This window comes from Streptomyces sp. NPDC012508 (assembly GCF_042902595.1).
Lineage (GTDB): Bacteria > Actinomycetota > Actinomycetes > Streptomycetales > Streptomycetaceae > Streptomyces.
In genome coordinates, this window is sequence record NZ_JBIBEO010000008.1 from 331,936 (window position 1) to 346,902 (window position 14,967).

Consider the following 14,967-nt stretch of genomic DNA (forward strand, 5'->3'; position numbering starts at 1 on the left):
TGACGCGATTCTGATGGGTCCGGCAGCGGGCGTCGGGACCGGCCGAGCCGCCCCGCGCCCGTGTCACCGACCGTGTTCGACGATCTCGCCGTCGCTGAGTTCGAGCACGCGGTCCGCGAGCCCCAGGAGCTGGGCGTCGTGCGTGGCGACGAGCGCCGTGACGCCCTCGCTGCGGACCACCGCACGCAGGAGTTCCATCACCGCGAGCCCGGTCTCCGCGTCGAGCTGCCCCGTCGGCTCGTCGGCGATCAGCAGGGCGGGCCTGTTGGCGAGGGCCCGGGCGATGGCGACGCGCTGCTGCTGGCCGCCGGAGAGCTCGCCGGGCCGCTGCGCCGCGTGGTCGGCGAGGCCGACCAGGGCAAGGAGAAGGGCGACCCGCTCCTCCCGCTCCTTCGGGTCCGCCTTGCGCAACCGCAGCGGCACACCCACGTTCTCAGCGGCGGACAGGATCGGGATGAGCCCGAAGGACTGGAAGATGAAGCCGATGCGGTCCCGGCGCAGCTCCAGGAGCCCGTCCTCGCCGAGGTCCGCCAGGTCCGTCCCGTCGATGGTGATCCGGCCGCCGTCCGGGGTGTCCAGGCCGCCGACCAGGTTGAGCAGGGTGGTCTTGCCCGAGCCCGAGCGGCCCTTGAGCGCCACCAGCTCGCCGCGGTGGACGTCGAAGGAGACCCCGCGCAGGGCGTGGACGGCGGCCGCGTCCGTACCGTACGAGCGTCGCAGGTTCTCGACGCGGACCATGGGTCCGCCGGCCGGGTCCTCGGCGACCGCCGTGGCGGACCGCGCGCTGCTCTCGCTCATCCCTCTGCTCCCACTCGTCGAACGTGTGCGCCCGTCGGCGTGCCCGTCAGTATCGGTCGCCGAGCGCTGTCCGGCCAGGGTCGGCCGCGGCCGGCCGCGGCCCGGGACGCACCGGTGGGCCGCATTCCGGACAAGCTGTTCGGAATACGGCCCACCGGCCTTGATCTGTTGTGCGGTACGGAACGGGGTCAGCGGACCTCGGTGATCTCCGGTCCGCGCTGGAGCTGGCCCATGCCGCCGGAGAAGCGCGAGCCCTCCTGCTCCTCCTGCTGCACGCCGTCCGGCACCATCTGCGCGTCGTTGGGCAGCTTGAGGACGATCGGGTCGCGCGGGGCCATGGGGCCCTCGCCACGGACCACCACGGTGTCCCGGACGATCTGCTCCAGGAGACCGGCGGCCTCCGGCTGCACCGCGCCCTGGCCGGAGATGACTCCGCGCAGGAACCAGCGCGGGCCGTCGACGCCCACGAAGCGCACCAGCTGCACACCGCCGGTGCCGTCCGGCAGCTGCACCGGGACCTGGGCCCGCAGCTCCCAGCCCAGCGGCCCCTCGACCTCGTCGATGACACCGCCCTGCTGGGTGATGCCGGAGGCGATCTCCTCGCGGACCTCGCCCCAGATGCCTTCCTTCTTCGGTGCGGCGAATGCCTGCAGCTGTACCGCGCTGTCGCGCAGCACGACGGTGGCCGCGACGATCGCGTCACCCGCGACCTCGACCCGGAGCTCCATGCCCTCGACTCCGGGCACGAAGATGCCACCGAGATCCACGCGCCCGTCCTCGGGCTTGGAGACCTCGGAGATGTCCCACGGTCCGTCGGGCCGGGGCGCCGGCGGAAGGTTCACCCGACGCGGCGCACCGGCCGTGTCGTCAGTGTCGACCTCGTCGACGACCTGCTCGGCCTCGCCCGCTGCGTCCTCAGCGGCACCGCTCTTCTTGCGACGTCCGAACACGTCACTGTCCTTCCCGGTCGGATACGACCGAAGCGTATCGATTCCCACCCGTTGTGCCGTCCACAGCGGAATGACCGCCGGTGGACCCGAAGCCCCCCTCGGCCCGCGCCGAGCCGGGAAGCTCCGCCACCTCGTGGAAGCGCACCTTCTCGACCTGCTGGACGACCAGTTGGGCAATCCGGTCGAACCGTTCGAACCGCACGCTCTCACGCGGGTCGAGATTGACCACGATCACCTTGATCTCTCCACGGTACCCGGCATCCACCGTCCCTGGGGCATTCACGAGGGCGACTCCGCACCTGGCAGCGAGCCCGGAGCGCGGGTGCACGAACGCGGCGTAGCCGTCGGGCAGGGCGATGGAGATCCCGGTGGGCAGCACGGCGCGCTCCCCGGGGGCCAGGACGGCCGCCTCGGTGGTCACGAGATCGGCTCCGGCGTCGCCGGGGTGACCGTAGGCGGGGATCGGTACGTCCGGGTCCACACGGCGGATCAGTACGTCGACAGGGTTGGTCATCAGGGGTTCACCTCGAAGGCGCGGGCGCGCCGGACCTGGTCGGGGTCGGACATGGCGGCGCGGATCTCCTCCGGGCGGCCGTTGTCGATGAAGTGGTCGACCTTGACCTCGATGAAGAGGGCGTCGGCGCGGACCGCGACGGGGCCTTCCGGCCCGCCGATCCGGCCGACGGCGGTCGAGTAGATCTTGCGCCCGTGCACGGCGGTGACCTCGGCCTCCAGGTGCAGGACGGTGCCGACCGGGACGGGCCGGGCGAAGTCGGTCTCCAGACGTCCGGTGACGGCGATGACGCGCAGCAGCCAGTTCAGGGAGCCGAGGGTCTCGTCGAGCGCGGTGGCGAGGACGCCGCCGTGCGCGAGACCGGGGGCGCCCTGGTGGTCGGGGGTCACGGTGAACTCGGCGGTGACGGTCACGCCCTCGCCGGCCCGGGCCTCCAGATGGAGTCCGTGGGGCTGCCCGCCGCCGCACCCGAAGCAGTGCTCATAGTGCGCGCCGAGCAGCTCGCCGGGGGCGGGCGCGTCGGGGTGGCGTACCGGCGGTATGGCGTCGGCCGGCGGGGTGAGAGCGGGAGATGTTGCGGTCACAGCCGCAGACCTTACCCGCGAGGCCAGGCGCAGGTCGCGCCGTGCCAAGCTTGGACGCATGCAGCCTTCCCCCTCGTCCCCCGCTCCGACCGCCGCGCCGCGCTTCGACGAGCGGCTGACCGCCCCCGGCTCGTGGTGGGTCATCACGGTTCTGCTGGGTCTCAGTGGCGGTCTGGTGATGTTCCCGCTGGGCACGGTCCCGGCGCTGGGCGGGCTGATCGCCGCGGGCGCGCTGGCGGCCGTGGGCGTCTCCGCGTACGGCTCCGCCCGGATCCGGGTGGTGGCCGGTTCGCTGGTCGCGGGCGAGGCGCGGATCCCGGTCTCGGCGCTGGGGACGCCGGAGGTGCTGGACGCGGAGGAGGCGCGGGCCTGGCGCACGTTCAAGGCCGATCCGCGCGCCTTCATGGTGCTGCGCAGCTATGTGCCGCGGGCGGTCCGGATCGAGGTCACGGACCCCGAGGACCCGACGCCGTACGTGTATCTCTCCAGCCGAGACCCGGAGGGTCTCGCCACGGCCGTCGAGGCGGCCCGCACCGAGGCCTGAGCGTGCGCTGGTGGGCCTGAGCCCGCGCTGTGGCCTCCGCCCGCACCGAGGTCCGAGCCCGCGCTGGGGCCTGAGCGTGCGCCGACGGCTCAGCCGGCGCCGGGCCGGAGCCCGCGCTGGGGCCTGAGCGTGCGCCGACGGCTCAGCCGGCGCCGGGCCTGAGCCCGCGCGGACGTGAGGGAGCCGCGCCGGGCAGGGCGGCCCGCGCCGGGGCCTAGAAGCCGATCTCCTTGGGGTTCTCGGGCTGCTCCAGCGGAGGCAGCCCCTCCAGGGCGTCCCAGGGCACCTGGCGCGCGCGCAGGTCCTTGCGGACGTGCTCGGCGAGCTTCCTGGTGTCCCGGCGGTTCATCACCGCGCCCACGGCCGCGCCGACCATGAACGGCATCAGGTTGGGCAGGTTGCGCACCATGCGCTTCATGATCTGCTGGCGCAGCTCGCGCTTGAGCTGCCCGCCGAGCGCCGCGTTGACGGTCGTCGGCTTCGCGGGGTCGATGCCCCGCTCCTCGGTCCAGGAGGTCAGATAGGCCGTCGACCGCTGCGTGAGCGCGCCGGGCGGCCTCAGCCCGTACACCTCGTGCAGCTCGGCGATCAGCTTCAGCTCGATCGCGGCGACTCCGGTGATCTCCGCGGCGAGTTCCGCGGGCATGGCGGGGGGCACGGGCAGCATCGCGGCCGCTCCGATGCCGGCGCCGACGGTCGAGCTGGCGTTGCAGGCGCCCGCGACGAGTTTGTCGGCGATCTGCTCGGGGCCGAGCCCGGGAAAGTGCTTGCGCAGGGTCGCCAGGTCCCGCACGGGCACGCGGGGGGCGATCTCGATGATCCGGTCGGCGAGATAGCCGATGCCGGCCTTGGCGCCCTCGCCGCCACGCTTCACGCCGCGTTTGACGGCGTCGATCCGCGCGCGGTCGAGCTTCATACGGTCCAGCTGGGCGCGCGCCGGATCGGCGACGCGCTTCACGGCGCCGCGACGGCGTCCGCCCCGCTCCGCCGGTACCGGCGTCGCGGATGCTTCGGTCGCGGGCGTACCGGACACGGGAGTGCCGGACGTGGCCGCTTCGAGCGAGGCCGAGCGGCCTCGCTCGTCGTCACGTGCGCCGAGAGAGGGCAGGAGGGCGGTCTCCTCGGCTTCCGGTGCCTCCTGGGCACCTTCCGCCGCCTCGTTGCCGCCCTGATTCGCCTCCGGCTTCCTGGGAAGCCGGAAGCGACGCTTCCGAGAAGGTGTGTCGTCGCCTGCCACGGCCGACCGATCTCAGTCGCAGTCGCGGCAGATCGGCTGACCGTTCTTCTCCCGAGCCAGCTGGCTGCGGTGGTGCACGAGGAAGCAGCTCATGCAGGTGAACTCGTCGGCCTGCTTCGGCAGGACCCGTACGGCGAGCTCCTCGTTCGAGAGGTCCGCGCCGGGCAGCTCCAGGCCTTCGGCGGCCTCGAACTCGTCGACGTCGACCGTCGAGGTCGACTTGTCGTTCCGGCGGGCCTTCAGTTCCTCAAGGCTGTCCGAATCGACGTCGTCGTCGGTCTTGCGTGGGGTGTCGTAATCCGTTGCCATGTCGCTCTCCCCCTCTGGGTGGTTGCGGTGTCTCCAGCGCACGTAACGCGTGAGAGGCCGGACTTGTGCCCGACCTGAGGCGGAGATTTTGCCTCACATCAAGGTCTGTTACTCAATCGACACCCAACCGGTCCTCTCACGAGTGATCGGCTTTGGGTGGCGAACGGGACCGTACACGGTCCTCCTGCCGTCCTTCACGGGCGCCACCCCGTGTACTTCCCGTCATCCAGAGCCCCGGAAACCCGGACTTTTCCGGGTTTTCCCATGGATTTCTCGATCACGGAGAGTGGAGAGCCGGATGCGTGCCCCTGTGATCGATCACACATGAGCGTCTCAGGAACGGGATCCAGAATTCCGCGCAAAGCGAACGGAACCGGCTGGTACCCGAAGTGTGTCAGATCGGGAGAGTGACACGCATCACGAGACCGCCGCCTTCGCGGGGCTCCGCGATGATACGGCCACCGTGGGCGCGCGCGACGGATCGCGCGATCGACAGGCCGAGTCCGACGCCCTTGTCGCTCCCGGTGCGCTCCTGCCGCAGCCGCCTGAACGGCTCGAAGAGGTTGTCGATCTCGTACGCGGGAACGACGGGACCGGTGTTCGAGACGACCAGGAGTGCCTGGCCGTGCTCGGTCTCGGTGGTGACCTCGACCCAGCCTCCCTCGGCCACGTTGTACCGCACGGCGTTCTGGACCAGGTTCAGGGCGATCCGCTCCAGCAGCACGCCGTTGCCCTGGACGACGGCCGGCCCGCACTCGCCGCGGATCTCCACGCCCTTGGACTCGGCCTCCGCGTGCACCTGATCGACGGCGCGCGAGGCCACCTCCGCCAGGTCGACCGGCTTGCGCTCGACGATCTGGTTGTCGCTGCGGGCCAGCAGCAGCAGGCCCTCCACCAGCTGCTCGCTGCGCTCGTTGGTGGCGAGCAGGGTCTTGCCCAGCTGCTGGAGCTCCACGGGCGCCCCGGGGTCCGACAGATGCACCTCCAGGAGCGTGCGGTTGATCGCCAGCGGCGTGCGCAGCTCGTGCGAGGCGTTGGCGACGAACCGCTGCTGGGCGGTGAAGGCGCGCTCCAGGCGCTCCAGCATCTCGTCGAAGGTGTCGGCGAGCTCCTTCAGCTCGTCGTCCGGTCCGTCCAGTTCGATCCGGCGCGCGAGGTCGGATCCGGCCACCTGGCGAGCGGTCCGGGTGATCCGGCCCAGCGGGGAGAGCACCCGGCCGGCCATGGCGTAGCCGAAGGCGAAGGCGATGATGCTCAGGCCCAGGAGGGCGAAGAGCGAGCGGCGCAGGAGGTCGTCGAGGGCCAGGTCCCGCTGGTGCTGGAGACAGGCGGAGACGGCCTCGTTGAGCTGCTCTCCAGTGCCCGTGGCGGGCAGCTGGCACCAGGAGGTGGTCGGCTGGACCTCACCCTTGACGACCTTGAAGGGCAGCTCGGAGGCGCTGTCGCCGAGCGCCTGCGCGGTGAAGAGATAGATGATCGACAGCAGCAGAATGCCGGCGATCAGGAACATTCCGCCGTACAGCAGCGTGAGCCGTATGCGGATCGTCGGACGGAGCAGGGGCCTGACCGGGTCTCGGGGGTCCCAGGTCGGCTTCGGGGGCGCCTGTGGCGGCGCGGGGGTCGCGGCCACGGGGTCAGATCCGGTAGCCGGAGCCGGGGACGGTCACGATGACCGGCGGCTCGCCCAGTTTCCGGCGCAGGGTCATCACCGTGACCCGTACGACGTTGGTGAACGGGTCGGTGTTCTCGTCCCAGGCCTTCTCCAGGAGCTGCTCGGCCGAGACGACCGCACCCTCGCTGCGCATGAGCACCTCCAGGACGGCGAACTCCTTGGGGGCGAGCTGGACCTCCTTGCCCTCGCGGAAGACCTCACGGCGGTTCGGGTCGAGCTTGATGCCGGCGCGCTCCAGGACGGGGGGCAGCGGCACGGTGGTGCGCCGGCCGAGAGCGCGCACGCGCGCGGTGAGCTCGGTGAAGGCGAAGGGCTTCGGCAGGTAGTCGTCGGCGCCCAGTTCCAGACCCTCCACGCGGTCGCTGACGTCACCGGAGGCGGTGAGCATCAGGACGCGGGTGGGCATGCCCAGCTCGACGATCTTCCGGCAGACGTCGTCACCGTGGACCAGCGGAAGGTCGCGGTCGAGCACGACCACGTCGTAGTCGTTCACCCCGATCCGCTCCAGGGCTGCGGCGCCGTCGTACACGACGTCGACGGCCATGGCCTCCCGGCGCAGTCCGGTGGCCACCGCATCGGCGAGCAGCTGCTCGTCCTCGACGACGAGTACGCGCACGTCGGTCATTCCTTCCTACGGGCCCCTGCCACTGATGCGGACCGGGCGCTGGTGAGCACTGACTGTGCGTGTCCATCCTGCCCCGTACGCGCGTAAACCGGCTGTAAGGCGGCGTACGGGCGGGCAGGGAGGGGCTTCGGGAAGGGCCGGGGGCGCGCGGAAGCGCGGGCGGGGGCGGAGGGGGCGTGCGAAGAATTCACCTGACTTCACGGGCCAGTTGAGGTTTCTGTGAGGAAACTCCTGGGGAGGACGTCTGCACACCCCGTGATCACGCCCTGTATGTGGCACGTACGTGGCACGCCACATGCCCGCTCTGTCCCCCCAGAGGTAGCAGCGTGTGATCCACCCACCCTCGGCACACCCCCGTGCCACCGACCCATGACGAGGGGGCGCACGATGGACGCTTTCACCGCAGGACTGCTGCAGCGCATAAGGACCGCGCAGACCGACCTCACACGGGCACGCGAGACGGGCGACGACTTCCTCGCGGAGGTCGAGCAGGCCGAGCTCGAAGACCTGCACCGACTCGCCGCGGAGCACGGCGTGGAGGTCGGCGCCGCCAGCGCCTGACCCCAGACTCGGAAGGTGCCCCGGTGTCGCCGACACCGGGGCATCTTCACGTCCGCGGGGCCGCGGCCGCCGCGGTGGGCTCAGTCGTGCCAGGCGCCGAGCTCCTCCAGGAGCTGCTGGAGGGGCTCGAAGACGCCGGGCGGGGCGGCGACGGCCAGGTCGCCCGAGGGGCGCTCTCCGGGGCGTCCACCGGTCAGGGCGCCCGCCTCCCGGGCGATCAGGTCCCCGGCGGCGAGGTCCCAGGGGTTGAGACCCCGCTCGTAGTAGCCGTCGAGCCGACCCGCGGCGACGTCACAGAGGTCGATCGCCGCCGACCCGCCGCGCCGGATGTCGCGCAGGCGCGGGATCATCCGCTGGGCGACGTCGGCCTGGTGGGCGCGGCGGGTCTGGACGTAGGCGAATCCGGTGGAGATCAGTGCCTGGTCGAGCGGCGGCGCGGGTCGGACCGCGAGGCGGCGGTCCCCGATGTGGGCTCCACCGCCGAGCACCGCCCGGTACGTCTCGTTCCGCATCGGCGCCTCGACCACGCCGACGACGGTCTCGCCGTGCAGCTCGGCGGCGATGGAGACCGCCCAGGTCGGCAGGCCGTACAGGTAGTTCACCGTCCCGTCGAGCGGGTCGATCACCCAGCGGACCCCGCTGGTTCCGGGGCTGGCGGCGCCCTCCTCGCCGAGGAAGCCGTCCTCCGGCCGGTGCTCGGCGAGGAAGCCGGTGATCAGCTTCTCCGCGGCGATGTCCATCTCGGTGACGACGTCGATGGGGCTGGACTTGGTCCTGGCCACCGTCAGGTCGTCCGGCCGGCCGTCGCGCAGCAGCGCACCGGCCCGGCGCCCGGCCTCCAGGGCGAGGCCGAGCAGTTCGGTCAGCAGGGCGGGGTCCGGGGCGCCGGTCGGGGCGGGGTTCACGGGCTCGGTCACAGCGGCTCCTCAGGCGTACGGGCTGTCGGCGCCGGCCGCCGCGGGCCGCTCCGCGCGCGCGGGGCAGCAGCCGATCGGGCAGAGGTCGTGGGAGGGTCCGAGGGCGCCGAGAGCGCAGCGCTCGACGCGGGCACCGCGCTCGCTTGCCGCGCGCTCCAGGACGAGGTCCCGCACGGCCGCGGCGAACCGGGGATCGGCCCCGACGGTCGCCGAGCGCCGCACCGGAAGGCCCAGCTCGGCGGCCTTGGCGGTGGCCTCGGTGTCGAGGTCGTAGAGGACCTCCATGTGGTCGGACACGAAGCCGATCGGCACCATCACGGCGGCCGGGACACCGGCGCCGTGGAGCTCCTCCAGGTGGTCGCAGATGTCCGGTTCCAGCCAGGGGATGTGAGGGGCGCCGCTGCGGGACTGGTAGACGAGCTTCCAGGGGTGCTCGACGCCGGTCCTCCGGCGGACCTCGTCGACGATCACCCGGGCCACGTCCAGGTGCTGCCTCACATAGGCCCCGCCGTCGCCGTGCTCACCGACGGGACCCGAGGAGTCGGCGGCCGAGTCCGGGATGGAGTGCGTGGTGAAGGCGAGATGGGCGCCGGCCCTGACGGACTCGTCGAGCTCGGCGAGCGAGGTGAGCACGCCCTCGACCATGGGCTCGACGAAGCCGGGGTGGTTGAAGTAGTTCCGGAGCTTGTCGACCCGGGGTAGCGGGAGCCCCTCCGCCTCCAGCTCCGAGAGCGCGTCGGCGAGATTCTCGCGGTACTGCCGGCAGCCGGAGTACGAGGCGTAGGCGCTGGTGGTGAGGACGGCGATGTGACGCCTGCCGTCGGTGACCATCTCCCGCAAGGTGTCGGTGAGGTACGGCGCCCAGTTCCGGTTTCCCCAGTAGACCGGGAGGCCGAGGCCGGCCTCCGCGAAGTCCTCGCGCAGCGCGTCGAGCAGCGCGCGGTTCTGGTCGTTGATCGGGCTGACGCCGCCGAAGAGGAAGTAGTGCTGCCCCACTTCCTTCAGCCGCTCCTTGGGGATGCCTCGGCCGCGGGTGACGTTCTCGAGGAACGGGACGACGTCGTCCGGGCCCTCGGGGCCGCCGAAGGAGAGCAGCAGGAGGGCGTCGTACGGTGCGGGATCGTGCTGATCGGACATGGCACAGATCCTCCCACCCTTCCCCTGCCTGCGGCGGGGAGGCCCCTGCTGACGGCGGGCGGCCCGCCCCGGCCGAAAATGCTGGTGCGGCATCCAATTCAACACCGTAGGCTTTAACCATTAATTACACGTGTTGAGTAACGCCCGGAGCTCCCCTTGCCCACTCCCTACCGCGCGATCTTCGCGGCGCCCGGCACCCGATCGTTCTCGGTCGCCGGTTTCATCGGCCGGATGCCGCTGTCCATGATGGGCATCGGCGTCGTCACGATGATCTCCCAGGTCACCGGGCGGTACGGCCTCGCGGGCGCGCTCTCGGCGACCATGGCCATGTCCGCCGCCGCGCTGGGCCCGCTGGTCTCCCGGCTGGTCGACCGGCACGGCCAGCGGCGCGTGCTGCGCCCGGTCACCCTCGTCTCGCTCGCCGCGGCCGCCGGGCTGCTGCTCTGCGTCCAGCAGGGCGCCCCGGACTGGACCCTGTTCGTCTTCACCGCCGTGATCGGCTGTGTGCCGAGCCTCGGCGCGATGACCCGGGCCCGCTGGGCGGAGCTGTACCGCGGCGAGGCCCGCCGGCTGCACACCGCGTACTCCTGGGAGTCGATCGTCGACGAGGTGTGCTTCATCTTCGGCCCGATCATCTCGATCGGTCTGTCGACGATCTGGTTCCCCGAGGCGGGACCGCTCTTCGCGGCCGTCTTCCTCGCCATCGGCGTCTTCTGGCTGACCTCGCTGACCGCCACCGAGCCCGAGCCGCACCCGCACGACGGGAGCTCCGGCGGCTCGGCGCTCCGCTCCCCCGGCCTTCAGGTCCTGGCCCTCGCCTTCGTCGCCACCGGCGCCATCTTCGGCTCCATCGACGTGGTGACGGTGGCCTTCGCCGAGGAGCAGGGCAGCAAGGCCGCCGCCAGTCTGGTGCTCGCGGTCTACGCGCTGGGCTCCTGCCTGGCCGGCGCCGTCTTCGGTCTGCTGCACCTGAAGGGCGAGCCGTCCCGCATGTGGCTCCTGGGTGTCTGCACGATGGCCGTGAGTATGATCCCCCTCCTACTGGCCGGGAACTTGCCGTTGCTGGCCGTGGCGCTCTTTGTCGCGGGCCTCTCCATCGCACCGACGATGGTGATCACGATGTCCCTCGTCGAAGCGCACGTACCTCGCACCAAGCTGACCGAGGGCATGACCTGGACAGGGACCGGGATGGCCATCGGAGTGGCGCTCGGCTCCTCGGCCGCCGGCTGGGTCGTCGACGCGTCGGGCGCGGAAGCGGCGTACGTGGTGCCCGTGATCTCGGGCGCGCTCGCGGTCCTGGTGGGTCTCCTGGGCTACCGCCGGCTGCGGAGGCCGGTGCCGACAGGGGAGGGGCAGCGTGAGCAGTACGCCGACCGAACGGTGGACGAGCACGAGGGCGACGAGCAGCCCGTGGCGTAACTGGGCGGGGAACGTCACCTCCCGCCCCGCCCGGGAGGTGAGCCCCGCCTCGGCCGACGAGCTGGCCGACGCCGTCAGGAAGGCCGCGGCGGACGGGCTGCGGGTGAAGACGGTCGGTACCGGCCACTCCTTCACCTCGATCGCCGCCACGGACGGGGTGCTGATCCGCCCCGATCTGCTGACGGGCATCCGGCGGATCGACCGCGAGTCGTTGACCGTGACCGTGGAGTCCGGTACTCCGCTCAAGCGGCTCAACGTGGCGCTGGCCCGTGAGGGCCTGTCGCTCACGAACATGGGCGACATCATGGAGCAGACGGTCGCCGGGGCCACCTCCACCGGAACGCACGGCACCGGCCGCGACTCGGCCTCGATCGCCGCGCAGATCCGGGAGCTGGAGCTGGTCACCGCCGACGGGCAGCTGCTGACCTGTTCCGAGAAGGAGAACCCGGAGGTCTTCGCGGCCGCCCGGATCGGCCTCGGCGCGCTCGGCGTGATCACGGCGATCACCCTCGCCGTGGAGCCGGTCTTCCTGCTCACCGCGCGCGAGGAGCCGATGACCTTCGACCGGGTCACCTCGGAGTTCGACGCGCTGCACGCGGAGAACGAGCACTTCGAGTTCTACTGGTTCCCTCACACGGACAACTGCAACACCAAGCGCAACAACCGCAGCGCGGGCCCCGCCGCCCCGCCCGGGAAGGTCAGCTCCTGGATCGAGGACGAGCTGCTCTCCAACGGGGTCTTCCAGCTGGCCTGTTCGCTGGGCCGCGCGGTCCCGCCGGTCATCCCGTCGCTGGCCAAGGTCTCCAGCCGCGCGCTGTCGGCCCGTACGTACACCGACATCCCGTACAAGGTCTTCACCTCGCCGCGCCGGGTGCGCTTCATGGAGATGGAGTACGCGCTGCCGCGTGAGGCGGCCGTCGCGGCGCTGCGCGAGGTGAAGGCGATGGTCGAGCGCTCGCCGCTGAAGGTGAGCTTCCCGGTGGAGGTGCGGACGGCTCCGGCCGACGACATCGCGCTCTCCACGGCCTCGGGCCGGGAGACGGCGTACATCGCCGTGCACCTCTACAAGGGCACGCCCCACCGTGCGTACTTCACGGCGGTGGAGCGCATCATGACCGCCCACGGCGGCCGGCCGCACTGGGGCAAGGTGCACACCCGGGACGCCGCGTACTTCTCGGAGGTCTATCCGCGCTTCGCCGAGTTCACCGCGCTGCGCGACCGGCTCGACCCCGGCCGGCTCTTCGCCAACGACTATCTGCGGCGCGTGCTGGGCGCCTGACGGTCATTCGGCGGGCGCCCCGGTCTCCGGAGCGCCCGCGCCGCTGGACGGCGTGCCCGACGTCGCGGGCGGAGTCGGGGTCGGGGTCGGCGTCGGGTCCGACGGTGTCGTCGTCGCGGGCGGCGTGGGGGACGGCGTGGGCGCCGGCTCGCCGCCGGTGGAGCCCGAGGAGGTCGGCGAGGGGTCGGGGGTCCTCTCGCCGGTGCCCGGCGCCGCGTCTCCGGCGGGGGCGGTGGCGCCGCCCTCCTGCTGCTGTCGCCCCTGCTGCGGCGAGGGCTCGTCGTCGGACGGGGTCTCGTTCCGGGTCTCCCCGCCGCCCCGGACGACGGAGCCGAAGGTGGTCCGCCCCTTCGTGCCGCTGAAGTCCTGATCGGAGATCAGTTCGTAGGCGGTGATGCCTCCCATGGCCACCAGGAAGACGAGCGCGGCGCCGACGGCGGAGCGCTTCCAGCCCCGGACGCGCGTGCCGTGGGTGGTCGCCCGGCCGAACTCCTCGTCGTACGGGGGCGCGGCGGGCCCGCCGACCGTCGTGAGCACCTGGGTGCGGTCGGGGGCCGCCTGGCGCGCCGGAGCCTTCGACGGCTCGACGGGGACGGTGACCACCCGTATCTGCTCCCCGGTGCGCTTGAAGAGGTGCTGGAAGACCGAGCCGCCGCAGGTCGCGATGACGCTGATCACACCCGCGCCCAGGATCGTTCCGTACACGCCGAGCGTGGAGGCGAGTTTGGCCGCCACGACCGCGGCGACCGCGGAGCCCGAGACCTGAGCCATGCTCAGATCGAGCTTCTTCTTCTCACCGTTCTTCTCCTGCTCCATACCCACAAGGGACAAATGGGCGAAGTGAAAAGTTCCGTTTCTGCTCTTTCTGTGAAGAGCGCCACGCGGCGTCGGAGATCGCGGACACTCAACTCCCGTACCCCCGGAGAAGTTGGGCGGCGCGCCGGTCCACCCAGGTGGCCCGAATGGAGTACTGTGGCGATCCCTGGGTCACGGCTCCCTCATGGGTGCCGGGACGCGGGGAGGGGGCCGAAAGCGGCACTCGAACCGGCGGCGCCAAGGCATCGCGCGGTAGCCCGCTGCGGAGCGTGACCATCGGTCACTCTGCGTCGCAGATGGGTAACCGTGCCATAACGGCGTTCCAGGGTCCAGGCCCGACACGCCGGGCAACTCGGCAAGGTTGTGGCAGGCTGCACCCGGGCAGGCCACACTCGACTAGCGGAAGCAGCGACGCACGTGACGTCGGCAGGCACCACCCGGGAGGTCCCCATGCCCGAACTGCGTGTCGTGGCCGTCTCCAACGACGGCACACGACTGGTGCTGAAGGCTGCTGACAGCACGGAGTACACGCTTCCGATCGACGAGCGGCTGCGCGCCGCCGTGCGCAACGACCGCGCGCGTCTCGGTCAGATCGAGATCGAGGTGGAGAGCCACCTCCGCCCTCGCGACATCCAGGCGCGGATACGTGCCGGTGCCTCCGCCGAGGAGGTCGCCCAGCTCGCCGGGATTCCCGTCGACCGCGTACGGCGCTTCGAGGGGCCCGTGCTCGCGGAGCGGGCGTTCATGGCCGAGCGGGCCCGCAAGACACCCGTACGCCGGCCCGGCGAGAACACCGGACCGCAGCTCGGCGAGGCCGTACAGGAGCGGCTGCTGCTGCGCGGCGCCGAGAAGGACACCGTGCAGTGGGACTCCTGGCGCCGTGACGACGGCACGTGGGAGGTGCTGCTCGTCTACCGCGTCGCGGGCGAGGTGCACACCGCGAGCTGGACGTACGACCCGCCCCGGCGGCTCGTCCAGGCCGTGGACGACGAGGCGCGCGCGCTGATCGGCGAGACGGACGACACGATCGCCGCCGCGCCGGAGCCGAGCTTCCCGTTCGTGCCCCGGATCGCCCGGCTGCCGCGTGACCGGCCGCTCGACCGCGCGCTCGACCGTCAGATCGAGCGTCCGGCTCCGGTTCCCGAACCGGAGGAGGAGCGCGACTCGCTGACCAGCCTGCTGGAAGCGGTGCCGAGCTTCCGTGGCGACATGGTCGTCCCGGACCGGAACTCCGACCCGTCCTCCACCGAGCCGACCGACGAGCCCGAGGCGGAGGAGCCGCCGGCCCCGGCGGCCTCGGCCGGCGCGGGCTCGGCCTACGCCGACGTCCTGATGCCGCGCGCGGTCTCGGGCCACCGTGACCGCCTGACCGGCACGACGGACCGCCAGGCCGAGGCGGACGGCGTCCGCCCCGGCCGCCGCGCGGCGGTCCCGAGCTGGGACGAGATCGTCTTCGGCACGCGAAGGAAGAAGCAGGACTGACGCCCGTACGAGGAGGGGGGCCCCCCCCGGGGCCGGGGGGGGGCCCCCCCCCGAACGGCCTTGGGGGGGGGGGGGGGGGCCGGGGGGGCGGCGGGCCCGGGGCCCGGGGGGGCGGGGCCCGGG

The 14,967-nt window shown here is 72.1% G+C and carries 16 protein-coding genes; 5 read left to right on the forward strand and 11 right to left on the reverse strand.

Features of this window, described 5'->3' with window-relative positions:
* Window positions 1-63: 63 nt before the first annotated feature.
* The 4 genes from ACFY8U_RS27330 to ACFY8U_RS27345 all read right to left on the reverse strand — a co-directional run bounded on the left by ACFY8U_RS27330 (window position 64) and on the right by ACFY8U_RS27345 (window position 2,846).
* Window positions 64-798: an ABC transporter ATP-binding protein gene (locus tag ACFY8U_RS27330; protein ID WP_389574758.1), complete on the reverse strand. Its 735-nt coding sequence runs from the start codon at window positions 796-798 to the stop codon at window positions 64-66.
* Window positions 799-986: 188 nt separating this feature from the next.
* A complete protein-coding gene (locus ACFY8U_RS27335; RefSeq protein WP_260226045.1) occupies window positions 987-1,748 on the reverse strand; it encodes a DUF3710 domain-containing protein in 762 nt (253 codons plus the stop codon).
* Window position 1,749: 1 nt separating this feature from the next.
* The gene (gene dut, locus ACFY8U_RS27340) at window positions 1,750-2,262 is read right to left on the reverse strand and encodes a dUTP diphosphatase (RefSeq protein ID WP_361441835.1); all 513 of its coding nucleotides are present in this window, start codon (window positions 2,260-2,262) and stop codon (window positions 1,750-1,752) included.
* Complete coding sequence (locus ACFY8U_RS27345) at window positions 2,262-2,846, reverse strand: PaaI family thioesterase (RefSeq protein WP_361441832.1); 585 nt, start codon at window positions 2,844-2,846, stop codon at window positions 2,262-2,264. The genes dut and ACFY8U_RS27345 overlap by 1 nt, the downstream gene beginning before the upstream one ends.
* Before the next feature lie 58 nt (window positions 2,847-2,904).
* Between ACFY8U_RS27345 and ACFY8U_RS27350 the strand changes: the two genes are divergently transcribed.
* Window positions 2,905-3,390 (forward strand): DUF3093 domain-containing protein, encoded by a 486-nt coding sequence (locus ACFY8U_RS27350; protein WP_361604149.1) that lies wholly within the window; start codon window positions 2,905-2,907, stop codon window positions 3,388-3,390.
* A gap of 214 nt (window positions 3,391-3,604) precedes the next feature.
* On the opposite strand, the gene ACFY8U_RS27355 is transcribed toward ACFY8U_RS27350, so the two are convergent.
* The 4 genes from ACFY8U_RS27355 to ACFY8U_RS27370 form a co-directional block, all read right to left on the reverse strand.
* Window positions 3,605-4,627, reverse strand: coding sequence for a hypothetical protein (locus ACFY8U_RS27355; protein WP_389574763.1), 1,023 nt, complete (start codon window positions 4,625-4,627; stop codon window positions 3,605-3,607).
* Window positions 4,628-4,639: 12 nt separating this feature from the next.
* Window positions 4,640-4,936, reverse strand: coding sequence for a DUF4193 domain-containing protein (locus ACFY8U_RS27360; protein WP_003955561.1), 297 nt, complete (start codon window positions 4,934-4,936; stop codon window positions 4,640-4,642).
* A gap of 394 nt (window positions 4,937-5,330) precedes the next feature.
* On the reverse strand, window positions 5,331-6,566 hold the full coding sequence (locus ACFY8U_RS27365; protein WP_361441823.1) for a HAMP domain-containing sensor histidine kinase: 1,236 nt from the start codon (window positions 6,564-6,566) through the stop codon (window positions 5,331-5,333).
* A gap of 4 nt (window positions 6,567-6,570) precedes the next feature.
* Window positions 6,571-7,224 (reverse strand): response regulator transcription factor, encoded by a 654-nt coding sequence (locus ACFY8U_RS27370; RefSeq protein WP_024758527.1) that lies wholly within the window; start codon window positions 7,222-7,224, stop codon window positions 6,571-6,573.
* 396 nt (window positions 7,225-7,620) lie between these two features.
* Here ACFY8U_RS27370 and ACFY8U_RS27375 point away from each other — a divergent pair, with 396 nt between their 5' ends.
* Window positions 7,621-7,794 carry a hypothetical protein gene (locus tag ACFY8U_RS27375; protein WP_260226051.1) on the forward strand — a complete coding sequence of 58 codons (174 nt, stop codon included), beginning with the start codon at window positions 7,621-7,623 and terminating at the stop codon, window positions 7,792-7,794.
* 80 nt (window positions 7,795-7,874) lie between these two features.
* Here ACFY8U_RS27375 and ACFY8U_RS27380 read toward each other — a convergent pair whose 3' ends face one another.
* Complete coding sequence (locus tag ACFY8U_RS27380; protein ID WP_389574767.1) at window positions 7,875-8,711, reverse strand: inositol monophosphatase family protein; 837 nt, start codon at window positions 8,709-8,711, stop codon at window positions 7,875-7,877.
* A gap of 9 nt (window positions 8,712-8,720) precedes the next feature.
* On the reverse strand, window positions 8,721-9,848 hold the full coding sequence (locus ACFY8U_RS27385; RefSeq protein ID WP_389574770.1) for a ferrochelatase: 1,128 nt from the start codon (window positions 9,846-9,848) through the stop codon (window positions 8,721-8,723).
* A 156-nt stretch (window positions 9,849-10,004) separates the two neighbouring features.
* On the opposite strand from ACFY8U_RS27385, the gene ACFY8U_RS27390 reads away from it, so the two are divergent.
* The gene (locus ACFY8U_RS27390; RefSeq protein ID WP_389574773.1) at window positions 10,005-11,267 is read left to right on the forward strand and encodes an MFS transporter; all 1,263 of its coding nucleotides are present in this window, start codon (window positions 10,005-10,007) and stop codon (window positions 11,265-11,267) included.
* Entirely contained in the window at window positions 11,206-12,546 is a 1,341-nt protein-coding gene (locus ACFY8U_RS27395; protein ID WP_389574776.1) for a D-arabinono-1,4-lactone oxidase, read from the forward strand. The genes ACFY8U_RS27390 and ACFY8U_RS27395 overlap by 62 nt, the downstream gene beginning before the upstream one ends.
* Before the next feature lie 3 nt (window positions 12,547-12,549).
* On the opposite strand, the gene ACFY8U_RS27400 is transcribed toward ACFY8U_RS27395, so the two are convergent.
* A complete protein-coding gene (locus ACFY8U_RS27400) occupies window positions 12,550-13,362 on the reverse strand; it encodes a hypothetical protein (RefSeq protein WP_389574779.1) in 813 nt (270 codons plus the stop codon).
* A gap of 417 nt (window positions 13,363-13,779) precedes the next feature.
* On the opposite strand from ACFY8U_RS27400, the gene sepH reads away from it, so the two are divergent.
* On the forward strand, window positions 13,780-14,844 hold the full coding sequence (sepH, locus tag ACFY8U_RS27405; protein ID WP_361441803.1) for a septation protein SepH: 1,065 nt from the start codon (window positions 13,780-13,782) through the stop codon (window positions 14,842-14,844).
* Window positions 14,845-14,967 lie beyond the last annotated feature (123 nt).